The following is a 14,154-nucleotide window of genomic DNA, read 5'->3' as shown; positions in this document are numbered from 1 at the left end:
GCGCCGTTGCCGGATCCGGCCGGGCCGCTTACCTCCTGTGCCAGTTCAGCTTTCCCCTGTTCGCTTCCTCGCGAGGACACCCTTGCTGCGCCGTTCCAGGACCTATTCCGGCCCCGTCACCGACCATTTCGACGGCAAGCGCTTCTACGATCCCGACGGCGTCCCGCCGAAATCCCTCGCCCAGGTGCTGCGCTGGCAGTTCGACCGCAACGGCAAGCGCTCGAAATGGCCCTCGTGGGCGCCGAGCCCGCATGCCGATACCCCACCACACCGGATCGACGGCGAGACCGTGCGGCTGTCGTTCATCGGCCATGCCAGCTGGCTGGTCCAGACCGGCGGGCTCAACATCCTGATCGATCCCGTCTGGTCGGATCGCGTCTCACCATTCTCCTTCGCCGGCCCGCGCCGGCACAACGATCCCGGCATCGCCTTCGAGGCGCTGCCACATATCGACGTCGTGCTGGTGTCGCATGGGCATTACGATCATCTCGACATCCGCACGCTGTCGAAGCTGACCGCGCGCTTTTCGCCGCGCGTCGTGACGCCGCTGGGCAACGACCTGACGATGACCGATGCCGATGCGAAGATTCGCGCCGAGGCCTATGACTGGCACGACCGCGTAAAGCTGAACGATGAGGTCGCGGTGACGCTGGTGCCGACCCGGCACTGGACGGCGCGCGGCATCTTCGATCGTAACAAGGCGCTGTGGGCGAGCTTCGTCCTGGAGACCCCGCGCGGCAATCTCTACATCGTCTGTGATTCCGGCTACGGCACGGGCAAGCATTTCCGCCGCGTCGCCGAAGCGCATTCACCGATCAGACTGGCGATCCTGCCGATCGGCGCCTACGAGCCGCGCTGGTTCATGCGCGACCAGCACATGAACCCCGAGGATGCCGTGCAGGCGCTGCAGGACTGCGGCGCCGAGACCGCGCTGGCGCATCACCACGGCACGTTCCAACTGACGGACGAGGCCATCGACGCGCCGGTGCACGCGCTGCATGCCGCGCTCGATTCCGCCGGCATCCCGCGCGAGCGGTTCGGCGTGCTGAAGCCAGGACAGGTGGTGGAGATCTAGCCACACCGTCGCACCAAAAACGGTGTCGTCCCGGGCAAGTCCGACGGCGCGAAGCGCCGGCAGACGCCGACCCGGGACCCATAACCACCGAACTTAGTGTGGCGATGACTGACAGCTCCATCTCGCGCGACAACATCCGCCGCGGAGTATGGGTCCCGGCGCGGAGGCCGGGACGACACCGGTTGTGGAGCGCCGGCGTCGCGTCTCATACAGAGACGAAGACTTGTTACTTACTGCCCCGCCTTGATCGCCCAGGTTACGCTCACCGTGACCGACAGCGTCTCCTCGCCCTGCGCGACCGGCGTCGGTGCCCCCGCAGCCATCGGCGCCGCAAACGTCTTGGCGCGGAACACCGGCGTCGGCGCGCCGTCCTCGGCGATGTTGAGCGGCTGTCCCAGCGTCACGCCGGCTGCCTTGGCGTAGATCTCGGCCTTGCGGCGGGCATCCGTGACGGCCTTTTCGCGCGCCTGGTCGAGCAGCTTGGACGGCTCGGCGATGCTGAAGAAGACGTTGCCGACATCGTTGGCGCCGGCGGCGACCACCGTATCGATCACGTTCGCCACCTTGGCGACGTCGTGAAGCTTGATGGTGACGCGATTGCTGGCGCGATAGCCGGTCACGGCCGGCTGGCCCGGCCGGTTCTGGGCATATTGCGGCTGCAGCGACAGCCGCGAGGTCTGCACATCCTTGTCGGCGATCCCCGCCGTCTTCAGCGCCTGCAACACCCTGGCCATCGCGGTGTTGTTGGCCTCGGCGGCCTCGCGCGCGGTCTTGGCGTCGGACGCGACGCCGGCGTCGATCTGCGCGAGATCCGGCGGCGCCGTCACGCTGCCCTCGCCGCTGACTGTGATCGCCGGCGTGTCCTGCCGGGCGATGTCGTCCGCCAGTGCCGGCAGAGCGGTTGAGGCCACAAGCGCGGCCACGAGCAGCGGTCTGATCATGATGGCGCTCACTTCAGCGGGACGTAGACGTTGATGACGAGCTTGTCCTCGGCCGTCTTCAGGGGATCGGTCAGGTACTCCTCGATGAAGGTGTCCTTGGCCTCCAGGCGGCGCTCGTCGAGATGGTTGGTGATCGCCTCGTAGGTGTTGTCCATGTTGTCGTAGGAGCCGCGATGCACGAATTTCAGCGCCTTGCCCTCGGGCGACTGGCCGATGCTCATGCCCTTGCCGAGCGCCTTCGGCTCCTGCTCGATCGGGATCTCGGCGAAGAAGGTGAAGCCGTTGTCGTCGGTCGAGGTGTAGACGATCATGCCGTTGCCGGCGGGCTTGACGCCCTGCTTGTCCAAGGTGGTCGACAGCGCCTTGAACGAGTCGATCAGCGTATCGAACGCATTGTCCCAGTTCGCGGTGCCCTTGATCTGGACGACCTTCTTGGCCTCCAGCTTGATCTCGTCGCCGAATGAATCGGCCGTCTGGCTGGGCGCCGCGGCCGGCGGGTTGGCTGGTGCCTGGGCTGCGGGCGAGGATGACGGCGACGGGCTGGCGCTGGCGGCTGGGGTCGGGCTGGCTGAAGGTGTCGGACTGGCCGAAGCGGCCGGGCTTGCCGATGCAGCGGGCGCCGGCATCGCGCTCGGCGCGGGAGCGGGCGAAGCTGAGGCCGCCGGAGCCGGGGAGGCCGACGGCGCCTGCGCCCGGGCCAGCGGGCCACCCAGCGCCAACGCGACCGAGCCCACGGCCAGAACGATGCGGAAAGTGCTGAGATTCATGCGACTATTCTCCAGTGCCGTGCTGCTCCTGCGCAGGGCGCGTGCCGGCGAACGTGCGGTCCTAACATGCTCGGCGGCGCGGCGTCCCATGACAGATGCGTCATGTCCCCCTGCGGACTGGTCAATGCGGCGCCATTCGCCATATAAGACGGACACAATTTGGATATTTTCATGAGCCCGCTGGCCAACCACAGCTTCGTCAAGATGAACGGGATCGGCAACGAGATCGTCGTGCTGGACCTGCGCGACGTGAAGCATGTCGTCACGCCGGACGAGGCACGGGCGGTTGCGTCCCGCGTTCCCTACGACCAGTTGATGGTGCTGCAGCGGCCGCGCTTCGACGGCACCGAGGCGTTCATCCGGATCTACAACAATGACGGCTCGGAATCCGGCGCCTGCGGCAACGGCATGCGCTGCGTGGTGAGCCAGGTGTTCGGCAAGACCGGCCAGACCAGCGCGACGTTCGAGACCCGCGCGGGCCTTTTGAACTGCTGGCAGGGGCCGTCGCCCGAGCTCTACACCGTCGACATGGGCGCGCCGAAGTTCGGCTGGCAGGAGATCCCGCTGGCGGAGGAATTCCGCGACACCCGCTACATCGAGCTGCAGATCGGCCCGATCGATGCGCCGATCCTGCATTCGCCGTCGGTCGTCAGCATGGGCAATCCGCACGCGGTGTTCTGGGTCGACAACGACGTCAATTCCTACGACCTCGAACGCTTCGGACCGCTGTTGGAAAACCATCCGATCTTCCCGGAGCGCGCCAACATCACCCTCGCCCAGATCGTCGATCGCGACCACATCACGATGCGCACCTGGGAGCGCGGCGCGGGGCTGACCAGGGCCTGCGGCTCGGCGGCGTGTGCGACGGCGGTGGCTGCCGCCCGGCTGAAGCGCGCCAACCGGCTCGTGCACATGACGCTGCCCGGCGGCGAACTGACCATCGAATGGCGCGAGCGCGACGACCATGTGCTGATGACGGGCACCGCGACGTTCGAGTTCGAGGGCCGGTTCGAGCCAGAGCTGTTCGCCGGCGTCGCATGAGCGTCGATGTCGTCACCTTCGGCTGCCGGCTCAACGCGTTCGAATCCGAGCTGATCGCGCGCCACGCCGAGGCTGCGGGCGCGGACGATATCGTCGTCATCAACAGCTGCGCCGTGACCAACGAGGCCGTGGCGCAGGCGCGGCAATCGATCCGCAAGCTGAAACGCGAGCGTCCGACGGCGCGCATCGTCGTGACCGGCTGCGCGGCGCAGACACAAAGCGCGATGTTCGCTGATATGCCCGAGGTCGATCGTGTGATCGGCAACGAGGACAAGCTGCAGCCGCAGGCATGGCGCGCGACCGCGCAGGTGCTGGCGGCGCCGCGCTTCGGCATCGATGCGTCAGAGAAAGTGGCGGTCTCCGACATCATGGCCGTGACCGAGATGGCGCCGCACCTCGTCGATGGTTTTCAGCACGGTCTGCCGCGCGTGTTCGTCCAGGTCCAGAATGGCTGCGACCACCGCTGCACCTTTTGCATCATCCCTTACGGCCGCGGCAATTCACGCTCGGTGCCAATGGGGGCCGTGGTCGATCAGGTAAGGACGCTGGCCGCGCGCGGCCATGCCGAGATCGTGCTGACCGGGGTCGATCTCACGAGCTATGGCGCCGACTTGCCCGGCACGCCGAAGCTCGGTCGGCTGGTGAAGCGGATCCTGCGTCACGTGCCCGAGCTGAAACGGTTGCGCATCTCCTCGATCGATTCGATCGAGGCGGACGCCGATCTGCTCGATGCGCTCGCCGAGGATGCCAGGCTGATGCCGCATCTGCATCTGTCATTGCAGGCCGGCGATGACCTGATCCTGAAGCGGATGAAGCGAAGGCACGCCCGCGCCGACGCGATCGCGTTCTGCAATCAGGTGCGGAAATTGCGGCCGGACATCGCACTGGGCGCCGATCTGATCGCGGGTTTTCCGACCGAAACGGAGGAGATGTTTTCCCGCTCGCTCGACCTGGTCGAGGAGTGCGGCCTGACCTTCCTCCACGTTTTTCCCTATTCGCCGCGCCCCGGCACTCCGGCGGCGCGCATGCCGCAGGTGGATGGCGCCGTCATCCGCGACCGCGCGCGGCGGCTGCGCGCGGCAGGAGAAGCGGCATTGCGGCGGCGGCTGGATGCCGAGATTGGCTGCCAGCGTGAGGTGCTGATCGAGAGCGCGACGCAGGGCAGGACGGAGCATTATCTGCCGGTGTCAGTCACGGGTGCCGAGCCGGGCTCCGTGCAGCGGCTGGTAATCGCCGGCCATGATGGCGAGAAGCTGTCAGCCCCACCCTCGGTGTCATCGCCCGGCTTGACCGGGCGATGACAGCTGTGGTGTGGGCGAGAGTGCAGGGTCTCACATGCGCCTGAGCCACGTCACTCCCCGTTCCAGCCGCAAAGTCTCAGCCGCTCGTGCATGTGCAGCGGTGCCGGCGCCACGACGTGGATCGGCGGCTTGTTCTTCGATAGCGGAATCGAAATCTCGCGCGCATGCAGGTGCAGCCGCGGCTCGCCGAAGCGCGGGCCGTTGCCGTAGATGTTGTCGCCGAAGATCGGCCAGCCCGATGCGGCGGAGTGTACGCGGAGCTGATGGGTGCGGCCGGTGATGGGTTCCATAGCGAGCCAGGTGAGCCGGACGCCGTGAGTCGGAGGCACGCTCTGTCCGCCCGACAGGTGCGCTCCCTCCCCCCTTGCGGGGGAGGGTTGGGGTGGGGGGTGGCTCCGGGCGAGACTGCCTGCGGGGACCCCCACCCCCGACCCCTCCCCGCAAGGGGGAGGGGAGGCGGTGCCGCAAGAAGGAGCGGAGTGTGGGGACGCACTGGCAGGCGCGTACGATCGCCCCAGCACCCGCCATTTCGTCACCGCCGGCTGCCCGTTCGGATCCGGCTTCTGCCACCAGCCGCGCTCCGCATTCAGCTTGGCCAGCGGCAGCTCGATGATGCCTTCGTCAGCCTCCGGGCCGCCTTCGACCACCGCCCAGTACGTCTTGGAAATCTTGCCGTGCTTGAACAAAAGCCCGAGCGAGGCCGTTGCCTTGCGGTGACGGCCGAGCACCAGGCAGCCGGAGGTGTCCTTGTCCAGCCGATGCGCGAGCACCGGCGGACGCGGCAGGCCAAAGCGGAGCGCGTCGAACGAGGCTTCGAGGTTCGGTCCGCCCTTCGGTCCCTTGTGCACGGGAATGCCGGCCGGCTTGTCGATCACCAGCATCACCCCGTCGCGGTGGAGCACGCGGGCGAGCATCTCCTCATCGGTGGGTTGGTTAATGTCCATGGAAACCGTATTGCGGGTGCAAGGCTTTCGTTTGCGGGAGGAAAGGGCTAACACCACGCCATGAACGATACCACCTCCGAAACACCCAAGCGGTCGTGGTGGCGGCGGCTATCGGACGGCCTGAAGCGCACCTCCGGCGCGCTCGGCACCGCCGTGGCCGATCTCGTCACCAAGCGCAAGCTCGACCGCGCGATGCTCGACGACATCGAGGACGTGCTCCTGCGCGCCGATCTCGGCACCAGCGTAGCCGCGCGGATCGCCGAGGCCGTCGGCGCCGGGCGCTACGACAAGGCGATCAGTGCCGACGAGGTGAAATCCGTCGTCGCGACCGAGGTCGAGAAGGTGCTGGTGCCGGTGGCGAAGCCGCTCACGATCGAGTCCGGCCACAAGCCGTTCGTCATTCTTGTCGTCGGCGTCAACGGCTCCGGCAAGACCACGACCATCGGCAAGCTGGCGCAGAAATTCGCCTCCGAAGGCAAGCAGGTGATGCTGGCCGCGGGCGACACGTTCCGCGCCGCCGCCATCGAGCAGCTCAAGGTCTGGGGCGAGCGCACCAGGGCACCCGTGATCGCCGGCGCGCAAGGCTCGGATTCCGCAAGCCTCGCCTTTACCGCCATTACTGCCGCCAAGGAGCAGGGGCGCGACATCCTGCTGATCGATACCGCCGGCCGGCTGCAGAACAAGGCCGAGCTGATGAACGAGCTCGAAAAGGTCGTGCGCGTCATTCGCAAGGTCGACGCCTCGGCGCCGCATGCGGTGCTGCTCGTGCTCGACGCCACCGTGGGACAAAATGCGCTGTCGCAGGTCGAGGCGTTCCATCGTACGGCTGGCGTCACGGGCCTGGTGATGACCAAGCTCGACGGCACCGCGCGCGGCGGCATCCTCGTGGCGCTGTCGGAGAAGTTCAAATTGCCGGTGCACTTCATCGGCGTCGGCGAAGGCGTCGAGGATCTGCAGCCGTTCGCCGCCAAGGATTTCGCGCGGGCGATCGCCGGCATCGAGGATTGATGTCGCTGCGCCGCTCCGGCGTGTTGCGAATCGAAGACCACGGGACCAGCTGCGTCGCCGCTGACGACAGCCAACAGGACATGGAATGGACAAGACCCAGCCGCATCCGCTGTTCAAGCTGGCCACCGAACTCGGTCCGCTGATCGTCTTCTTCGTCGTCAACGCCAAGTTCAATCTGTTCGCCGCGACCGGCGCCTTCATGGTCGCGATCATCGCGGCGCTGATCGCGTCCTATGTGGTGACGAAGCACATTCCGCTGATGGCGCTGGTCACCGCCGTCGTCGTGATCGTGTTCGGCACGTTGACGCTGGTGCTGCACGACGAGACCTTCATCAAGGTCAAGCCGACCATCATCTACGGCCTGTTCGCGGCCGTGCTCGGCGGCGGGCTGCTGTTCAACCGCTCCTTCATCGCCATCATGTTCGATCAGGTGTTCAATCTGACGCCCGCGGGCTGGCGTATCCTGACCTTCCGCTGGGCGCTGTTCTTCGCCGCGATGGCGGTGCTGAACGAGATCATCTGGCGGACCCAGAGCACGGACTTCTGGGTCGGCTTCAAGGCCTTCGGCGTGCTGCCGCTGACCATGATCTTCGCCATCGCCCAGATGCCGCTGATCAAGCGCTACCACCAGGACCCGGCCTCGCTGGCCGCCAGCGATGCGGCGGAAGGGGATGTGAGCAAGGGGTAGCTTTCTCAGAGCCGTCATTCCGGGGCGCGCCGCGTAGCGGCGCGAGCCCGGAATCCATAGCCACGAAACAGCATAGGACGCGAGATGGTCGTGGCGCTGGTCTTCGCCACATGACCGCTCGTGGCTATGGATTCCGGGCTCGTCGCTTCGCGCCGCCCCGGAATGACGGGAGGAAAGAGCGGGGCCGACATTTCGATTCGGAGTCCGCCGTCAGCGCAGCATCGCTTGCACGGTGGGCCGACTAACCGCCCGTCTTCAGCGCCTTCTCGATCTCCGGCTTCAGCACGGCGTCGATATTCTGCGCCGTGATCGGGCCGACCAGCTTGTAGACGATGGTGCCCTCACGCCCCACCACGAACGTCTCCGGCACGCCGTAGACGCCCCATTCGATGCCGGCGCGGCCGTTGCCGTCGACGCCGACGACGTCATAGGGATTGCCGTAGCGGCCGAGGAAGCGGCGGGCGTTGTCGGCGCCGTCCTTGTAGTTGATGCCGATGATCTGGAAGCGCTTGTCGCGGCCGAGGTCGACCAGCAGCGGCGCCTCGTCGTGGCAGGGCACGCACCAGGAGGCCCAGACGTTGACGATGCTGACCTTGCCCTTGAGCACGGCCGGATCGAGCCCGGGCACAGCCGTGCCGTCCTTGGCGAGCTCGGGGAGAGCCGGCAGCGGCGTGCTCGGCGCGGGACGGCCGATCAGCGCCGATGGAATCCGCGAGGGATCGCCATTGCCGAGCCGGAACCAGAACAGCGCCGCCAGCCCGAGAAACATCACGAGCGGCAGCAGCATCAACAGCGAGCGCCGGCGCGGCGCGGCCTCGGGGGCGGTCTGGTCGGTCATGGTGTGTCCGTGGCGGCGCGGCCGGAGCGGCGGCTGATGCCGCTCTCCTCGAGCGCGCGCAGTCGCGCCTTCTGGGTGCGGTAGTCGATCGCGATCCAGGCGATCAGCAGCACGACGACCAGCGCTGCGGCGAGATAGGAGGTGGCGATGAAGGAGGTGTAGGGGCCGAGGTCCATCTCACGTCGCTCCCACGGCCTGGCTGGTCGTGCCGCCCGATGGCGCACTGCCCGGGTAGGCGCGCGCCTGCATCATCTGCAGGCTGCGCACGCGCCGGCGCAGGATCTCGTTGCGCATCGCGGCGACATGCAGGGTGACGAACAGGAACGAGAAACCGATCGCCATCACCAGCAGCGGGATCAGGAACGACTTGTCGAGTGCCGGGCCGCCCATGCGCATCACCGAGGCCGGCTGATGCAGCGTATTCCACCAGTCGACCGAGAACTTGATGATCGGCAGGTTGATGGCGCCGACCAAGGTCAGCACGGCGGCGGCGCGTGCCGCGCGGGTCGGATCCTCGACCGAACGCCACAGCGCCATCAGGCCGAGATACATCAGGAACAGGATCAGCACCGAGGTCAGCCGCGCGTCCCATTCCCAATAGGTGCCCCACATCGGCCGGCCCCACAGCGAGCCGGTGAGCAGGGCGAGGAAGGTGAAGCTGGCGCCGATCGGCGCGGCCGCCTTGGCGGCGACGTCGGCAAGCGGATGCCGCCACACCAGGGTGCCGAGCGAGGCGATGCTCATGACGCCCCAGACGAACATCGACAGCCACGCATTGGGCACGTGGATGAACATGATCTTGACGGTCGCGCCCTGCTGGTAGTCGTCCGGCGCGAGCGCCGACAGATACAGGCCGGCGCCCAGCAGCACGACGGTGACCAGCGCCAGCCACGGCAAGAGCCGCGCGGCGAGCGCAAGGAACCTGGTCGGATTGGCGAGGTCGATCAGCGACATGAAAACCTTGTTAAAGGCGGAAGCGGTTGCAGTCCATCAGCACGGCATAGCTCGGCAAGAGTTGATCGTGGTCAAACCCCGCCGGTGTTCCGTTAGTCCAGGCCGTTGCGCAGGCTGGTTGCAGCCGCGAACGGGCCGATCACGAAGCTGACCAGCGACAGCGCGCAGAGGATCGAGAACGGCGCCCCGAACGGCAGCGGGCCGACAATGGCAGCCTGCGACGCTGCGACGCCGAAGATCAGGACCGGAATGGACAGCGGCAGGACCAGAACGGCCAGCAGCAGGCCGCCGCGCGACATCGTCACCGCAAGGGCCGCGCCGATCATGCCGATGAAGGTCAGCGCCGGCGTGCCGGCGAGCAGGGTCAGTGCGACGGCGCCGGTGGCGGTGGCATCGAGGTTGAGCAGCAGGCCGAGCACGGGGGTCGCGATCACCAGCGGCAGCCCGGCGGCGAGCCAATGCGCGAGCGCCTTCGCGGCGCAGGCGAGCTCCAGCGGCGTCCGGCTCATGATGATCAGGTCGAGCGAGCCGTCCTCGTGGTCGGCGGTGAACAGCCGGTCGAGCGTCAGCAGGCTGGCGAGCAGGGCGCCGAGCCAGAGAATGGCCGGGCCGAGGCGGGTAAGCAGGGCGAGGTCGGGGCCGACGGCGAACGGCATCAGCACGACGACGGTGAGGAAGAACAGCACGCCGATCAGCGCACCGCCGCCGATGCGCAGCGCGATCCGGATGTCGCGGCGGATGAGGGCACCGAGGGCGGTCATGCGGAGTGGGCCTTCCGGAGAAATGCTTGGGAGCGATCCTGCTGCTCCGAGCTGGCTGCGCTCCCCTCCCCGCAAGGGGGAGGGGAGCGCAGCGATGCCTTGGCGGAGAGTTGCCTGTCCCATGAACATCAGCTCAATTTCCAATCCGCAGCTCTCGCGTGTCGATGCCCAGCGGGCCATGCGTGGCTGCGACGATCAGGCCGCCGCCGGCGAGATGCTCGCGCATCAGGCCTGCGAACATCGCCTGGCCGGTGACATCGAGTGCCGCGGTGGGCTCGTCGAGCAGCCAGAGCAGGCGGGGCACCGCCAGCAGGCGGGCCAGGGACAGGCGGCGGCGCTGGCCGGCGGAGAGATAGCCCGCCGGCAGATCGATCGCGTGGGCGATGCCGACGGCGGCCAGGCAATCCGGAATTGGCCGCGTCATTCCGCCGCCGAGGAAGTCGGCCCAGAACGTCAGGTTCTCGCGCACGCTGAGCGCCGGCTTCAGCGCGTCGCGGTGGCCGAGATAATGCGCCTGCTCTGGCACCGTCAGCTCGCCCTCGCCGCCCTCGATGGCGATGGTGCCGCCGGCCGGCAGCAACAGCCCCGCGATCAGCCGCAGCAGTGAGGTCTTGCCCGCGCCATTGTGCCCCGTCACGGCCAGCGCCTCGCCCGCGCGGGCCTCGAAGGCAAGGCCGGCAAACACCTCGCGGCCGCCGCGCACGCATCTGACGTCTTGTCCGAACAGCCTCGGAGACGGTGGTGGAGACTGCTGCATGGCGCGTCGTGACAGCCCTTACGAAATTGATGGCTAGCGTGCGAGAATTTGTGGGTGATGCCACGCCGGGACTTGATTGTCTCTGTAGCGACGCAGTTAGAAAGCTTCTATAAGCCCGACCTTGATGCAGCACACAATCGCCCGCTGCAAGCCATCCGGCGCCTCGCGCTGACGGTTCGAAAATACCCCCTCAGGGTATACAGATCAATTGGGATTCCCACGCATGACCTCGCTCGACAGCTTCAAGTGTCGCAAGACCCTCAAGGTCGGAACGAAGAGCTACATCTATTACAGCTTGCCCACAGCCGAGAAGAACGGTCTCAAGGACATCTCGAAGCTGCCGTACTCGATGAAGGTGCTGCTCGAGAACCTCTTGCGCAACGAGGACGGCCGCACCGTCACCAAGGACGACATCGTCGCGGTGTCGAAATGGCTGCGCAAGAAGTCGCTGGAGCACGAGATCGCCTTCCGCCCGGCGCGCGTGCTGATGCAGGATTTCACCGGTGTGCCCGCCGTCGTCGACCTCGCCGCGATGCGCAATGCCATGCAGGCGCTCGGCGGCGACGCCGAGAAGATCAACCCGTTGGTCCCGGTCGACCTCGTCATCGACCACTCGGTGATCGTGAACTACTTCGGTGACAACAAGGCGTTCGGCAAGAACGTCGCCGAGGAGTACAAGCAGAACCAGGAGCGCTACGAGTTCCTGAAGTGGGGCCAGAAGGCGTTCTCGAACTTCTCCGTCGTGCCTCCGGGCACCGGCATCTGCCACCAGGTCAACCTCGAATACCTGGCGCAGACGGTCTGGACCAAGAAGGAGAAGATGACGATCGGCCGGACCAAGGGCACCTTCGAGGTCGCCTATCCGGACTCGCTGGTCGGCACCGATTCGCACACCACCATGGTCAATGGTCTCGCCGTGCTCGGCTGGGGCGTCGGCGGCATCGAGGCCGAGGCCTGCATGCTCGGCCAGCCGCTGTCGATGCTGCTGCCTGACGTCGTCGGCTTCAAGCTGACCGGCGCGCTGAAGGAAGGCGTCACCGCCACCGACCTGGTGCTGACCGTCACCCAGATGCTGCGCAAGCTCGGCGTCGTCGGCAAGTTCGTCGAGTTCTTCGGCCCCGGCCTCGATCACCTCTCGGTCGCCGACAAGTCGACCATCGCCAACATGGCCCCCGAATACGGCGCGACCTGCGGCTTCTTCCCGGTCGACACTGCCACGATCGACTATCTCAAGACCTCCGGCCGCAAGGGTCCGCGCGTCGCGCTGGTCGAAGCCTATGCCAAGGCGCAGGGCCTGTTCCGCACCGCCAAGTCGCCCGATCCGGTGTTCACCGAGACGCTGAATCTCGACCTCGGCGACGTCGTGCCGTCGATGGCCGGTCCGAAGCGTCCCGAGGGCCGCATCGCGCTCCCCGCGGTGGCCGAGGGCTTCGCGACCGCGCTGGCCGGTGAGTACAAGAAGCCGGATGCCGCCGAGCAGCGCTTCCCGGTCGAGGGCAAGGACTTCGACATCGGCCATGGCGACGTCGTCATTGCCGCCATCACCTCCTGCACCAACACCTCGAACCCGAGCGTGCTGATCGGCGCCGGCCTGCTGGCCCGCAACGCCGCCGCCAAGGGCCTCAAGGCCAAGCCGTGGGTGAAGACCTCGCTCGCCCCGGGCAGCCAGGTGGTTGCCGAGTACCTCGCGAACTCCGGCCTGCAGAAGGACCTCGACAAGGTCGGCTTCAACCTGGTCGGCTTCGGCTGCACCACCTGCATCGGCAACTCAGGCCCGCTGCCGGAAGAGATCTCGAAGTCCATCAACGACAATGGCGTCGTCGCGGCGGCCGTGCTGTCGGGCAACCGCAATTTCGAAGGCCGCGTCTCGCCGGACGTGCAGGCCAACTATCTGGCCTCGCCGCCGCTGGTCGTCGCCTACGCGCTCGCCGGCACCGTGACCAAGGACCTCGCGGTCGAGCCGATCGGCATCGGCAAGGACAAGAAGCCGGTCTACCTGAAGGACATCTGGCCGACGACGAAGGAGGTCAATGACTTCGTCAAGAAGTTCGTCAAGGCGTCGATCTTCAAGAAGCGCTACGCCGACGTGTTCAAGGGCGACACCAATTGGCGCAAGATCAAGACCGTCGAGAGCGAGACCTATCGCTGGAACATGTCGTCAACCTACGTGCAGAACCCGCCGTATTTCGAGGGCATGAAGAAGGAGCCGGAGCCGATCAAGGACATCGTCGAGGCCCGCGTGCTGGCGCTGTTCGGCGACAAGATCACCACCGACCACATCTCGCCGGCCGGTTCGATCAAGCTGACCTCGCCCGCCGGCAAGTTCCTCAGCGAGCACCAGGTCCGCCCGGCCGACTTCAACCAGTACGGCACCCGCCGCGGCAATCACGAGATCATGATGCGCGGCACCTTCGCCAACATCCGCATCAAGAACTTCATGCTCAAGGGCGCCGATGGCAACATCCCCGAGGGCGGCCTGACCAAGCACTGGCCCGACGGCGAGCAGATGTCGATCTACGACGCCGCCATGAAGTACCAGGAAGAGGGCGTGCCGCTGGTGGTGTTCGCCGGCGCCGAATACGGCAACGGTTCGTCGCGTGACTGGGCCGCCAAGGGTACCCGCCTGCTCGGCGTCCGCGCCGTGATCTGCCAGAGCTTCGAGCGCATCCACCGCTCGAACCTGGTCGGCATGGGCGTGCTGCCGCTCACCTTCCAGGAAGGCACGTCGTGGTCGTCGCTGGGCCTGAAGGGCGACGAGAAGGTCACCATCAAGGGCCTCCAGGGCGACTTGAAGCCGCGCCAGACCCTGACCGCCGAGATCATCTCGGCCAACGGTGCGGCGCAGCAGGTGCCGCTGCTCTGCCGGATCGATACGCTGGACGAGCTGGACTACTACCGCAACGGCGGCATCCTGCACTACGTGCTGCGCAAGCTCGCCGCTTAACCACAGCGCGATGCGACAGTTTGGCTCACTCTGAAGTGAGTAGCGGGTGATGAAGGAGGCGGCCTATGACAAGGGCCGCCTCCTTTGCATTTTCGGTTTGTTAACTACGAGGACGGCATCGCGGATAGGGTGATG

14 protein-coding genes are annotated in these 14,154 nt (G+C 66.7%); 6 read left to right on the top strand and 8 right to left on the bottom strand.

Going from position 1 to position 14,154, the window contains the following annotated elements; all coding sequences use genetic code 11:
• Positions 1 to 82: 82 nt before the first annotated feature.
• A complete protein-coding gene (locus ACQR1L_RS24045; protein ID WP_434860392.1) occupies positions 83 to 1,075 on the top strand; it encodes an MBL fold metallo-hydrolase in 993 nt (330 codons plus the stop codon).
• 230 nt (positions 1,076 to 1,305) lie between these two features.
• Here ACQR1L_RS24045 and ACQR1L_RS24040 read toward each other — a convergent pair whose 3' ends face one another.
• Positions 1,306 to 2,016 (bottom strand): SIMPL domain-containing protein, encoded by a 711-nt coding sequence (locus tag ACQR1L_RS24040; protein ID WP_434860391.1) that lies wholly within the window; start codon positions 2,014 to 2,016, stop codon positions 1,306 to 1,308.
• A gap of 8 nt (positions 2,017 to 2,024) precedes the next feature.
• Positions 2,025 to 2,783, bottom strand: coding sequence for a GyrI-like domain-containing protein (locus ACQR1L_RS24035; protein WP_434860390.1), 759 nt, complete (start codon positions 2,781 to 2,783; stop codon positions 2,025 to 2,027).
• A gap of 171 nt (positions 2,784 to 2,954) precedes the next feature.
• Between ACQR1L_RS24035 and dapF the strand changes: the two genes are divergently transcribed.
• Both dapF and mtaB read left to right on the top strand, forming a co-directional pair.
• The gene (dapF, locus tag ACQR1L_RS24030; RefSeq protein ID WP_434860389.1) at positions 2,955 to 3,824 is read left to right on the top strand and encodes a diaminopimelate epimerase; all 870 of its coding nucleotides are present in this window, start codon (positions 2,955 to 2,957) and stop codon (positions 3,822 to 3,824) included.
• On the top strand, positions 3,821 to 5,125 hold the full coding sequence (gene mtaB / locus ACQR1L_RS24025; protein ID WP_434860388.1) for a tRNA (N(6)-L-threonylcarbamoyladenosine(37)-C(2))-methylthiotransferase MtaB: 1,305 nt from the start codon (positions 3,821 to 3,823) through the stop codon (positions 5,123 to 5,125). The genes dapF and mtaB overlap by 4 nt, the downstream gene beginning before the upstream one ends.
• Positions 5,126 to 5,175: 50 nt before the next feature.
• On the opposite strand, the gene ACQR1L_RS24020 is transcribed toward mtaB, so the two are convergent.
• Positions 5,176 to 6,069 (bottom strand): RluA family pseudouridine synthase, encoded by an 894-nt coding sequence (locus ACQR1L_RS24020; RefSeq protein ID WP_434860387.1) that lies wholly within the window; start codon positions 6,067 to 6,069, stop codon positions 5,176 to 5,178.
• Between the two features lie 60 nt (positions 6,070 to 6,129).
• Here ACQR1L_RS24020 and ftsY point away from each other — a divergent pair, with 60 nt between their 5' ends.
• Together ftsY and ACQR1L_RS24010 are read left to right on the top strand one after the other, a co-directional pair.
• Positions 6,130 to 7,077 (top strand): signal recognition particle-docking protein FtsY, encoded by a 948-nt coding sequence (gene ftsY, locus ACQR1L_RS24015; protein ID WP_434860386.1) that lies wholly within the window; start codon positions 6,130 to 6,132, stop codon positions 7,075 to 7,077.
• Positions 7,078 to 7,162: 85 nt separating this feature from the next.
• Positions 7,163 to 7,765, top strand: coding sequence for a septation protein A (locus ACQR1L_RS24010; RefSeq protein ID WP_434860385.1), 603 nt, complete (start codon positions 7,163 to 7,165; stop codon positions 7,763 to 7,765).
• A gap of 241 nt (positions 7,766 to 8,006) precedes the next feature.
• On the opposite strand, the gene ACQR1L_RS24005 is transcribed toward ACQR1L_RS24010, so the two are convergent.
• The 5 genes from ACQR1L_RS24005 to ccmA form a co-directional block, all read right to left on the bottom strand.
• Positions 8,007 to 8,603 carry a DsbE family thiol:disulfide interchange protein gene (locus ACQR1L_RS24005; RefSeq protein ID WP_434860384.1) on the bottom strand — a complete coding sequence of 199 codons (597 nt, stop codon included), beginning with the start codon at positions 8,601 to 8,603 and terminating at the stop codon, positions 8,007 to 8,009.
• Positions 8,600 to 8,779 (bottom strand): heme exporter protein CcmD, encoded by a 180-nt coding sequence (gene ccmD / locus ACQR1L_RS24000; RefSeq protein WP_434860383.1) that lies wholly within the window; start codon positions 8,777 to 8,779, stop codon positions 8,600 to 8,602. Before ccmD ends, ACQR1L_RS24005 begins: the two co-directional genes overlap by 4 nt.
• 1 nt (position 8,780) lies before the next feature.
• Positions 8,781 to 9,557: a heme ABC transporter permease gene (locus ACQR1L_RS23995; RefSeq protein ID WP_434860382.1), complete on the bottom strand. Its 777-nt coding sequence runs from the start codon at positions 9,555 to 9,557 to the stop codon at positions 8,781 to 8,783.
• 92 nt (positions 9,558 to 9,649) lie between these two features.
• Positions 9,650 to 10,318 (bottom strand): heme exporter protein CcmB, encoded by a 669-nt coding sequence (gene ccmB, locus ACQR1L_RS23990; protein ID WP_006611638.1) that lies wholly within the window; start codon positions 10,316 to 10,318, stop codon positions 9,650 to 9,652.
• A 133-nt stretch (positions 10,319 to 10,451) separates the two neighbouring features.
• Positions 10,452 to 11,075 (bottom strand): heme ABC exporter ATP-binding protein CcmA, encoded by a 624-nt coding sequence (gene ccmA / locus ACQR1L_RS23985; RefSeq protein ID WP_434860381.1) that lies wholly within the window; start codon positions 11,073 to 11,075, stop codon positions 10,452 to 10,454.
• A gap of 223 nt (positions 11,076 to 11,298) precedes the next feature.
• Between ccmA and acnA the strand changes: the two genes are divergently transcribed.
• Complete coding sequence (acnA, locus tag ACQR1L_RS23980) at positions 11,299 to 14,019, top strand: aconitate hydratase AcnA (protein WP_434860380.1); 2,721 nt, start codon at positions 11,299 to 11,301, stop codon at positions 14,017 to 14,019.
• The last annotated feature ends 135 nt before the right edge of the window (positions 14,020 to 14,154 follow it).

This window comes from Bradyrhizobium sp. HKCCYLR20261 (assembly GCF_051168435.1).
Taxonomy (GTDB): Bacteria; Pseudomonadota; Alphaproteobacteria; order Rhizobiales; family Xanthobacteraceae; genus Bradyrhizobium.
The sequence above is the reverse complement of the archived record's forward strand: the minus strand, read 5'-3'. Positions and strand labels throughout refer to the sequence as shown.

Excerpts from the sequence above, each read along its gene's own strand:
- ftsY (WP_434860386.1), top strand. The coding sequence starts at position 6,130 with ATGAACGATACCACCTCCGAAACACCCAAGCGGTCGTGGTGGCGGCGG.
- ACQR1L_RS23995 (WP_434860382.1), bottom strand. The coding sequence starts at position 9,557 with ATGTCGCTGATCGACCTCGCCAATCCGACCAGGTTCCTTGCGCTCGCC.
- acnA (WP_434860380.1), top strand. The coding sequence starts at position 11,299 with ATGACCTCGCTCGACAGCTTCAAGTGTCGCAAGACCCTCAAGGTCGGA.
- ccmB (WP_006611638.1), bottom strand. The coding sequence starts at position 10,318 with ATGACCGCCCTCGGTGCCCTCATCCGCCGCGACATCCGGATCGCGCTG.
- dapF (WP_434860389.1), top strand. The coding sequence starts at position 2,955 with ATGAGCCCGCTGGCCAACCACAGCTTCGTCAAGATGAACGGGATCGGC.
- ACQR1L_RS24020 (WP_434860387.1), bottom strand. The coding sequence starts at position 6,069 with ATGGACATTAACCAACCCACCGATGAGGAGATGCTCGCCCGCGTGCTC.
- ACQR1L_RS24035 (WP_434860390.1), bottom strand. The coding sequence starts at position 2,783 with ATGAATCTCAGCACTTTCCGCATCGTTCTGGCCGTGGGCTCGGTCGCG.
- ACQR1L_RS24010 (WP_434860385.1), top strand. The coding sequence starts at position 7,163 with ATGGACAAGACCCAGCCGCATCCGCTGTTCAAGCTGGCCACCGAACTC.
- ccmA (WP_434860381.1), bottom strand. The coding sequence starts at position 11,075 with ATGCAGCAGTCTCCACCACCGTCTCCGAGGCTGTTCGGACAAGACGTC.
- ACQR1L_RS24040 (WP_434860391.1), bottom strand. The coding sequence starts at position 2,016 with ATGATCAGACCGCTGCTCGTGGCCGCGCTTGTGGCCTCAACCGCTCTG.
- ACQR1L_RS24005 (WP_434860384.1), bottom strand. The coding sequence starts at position 8,603 with ATGACCGACCAGACCGCCCCCGAGGCCGCGCCGCGCCGGCGCTCGCTG.
- mtaB (WP_434860388.1), top strand. The coding sequence starts at position 3,821 with ATGAGCGTCGATGTCGTCACCTTCGGCTGCCGGCTCAACGCGTTCGAA.
- ccmD (WP_434860383.1), bottom strand. The coding sequence starts at position 8,779 with ATGGACCTCGGCCCCTACACCTCCTTCATCGCCACCTCCTATCTCGCC.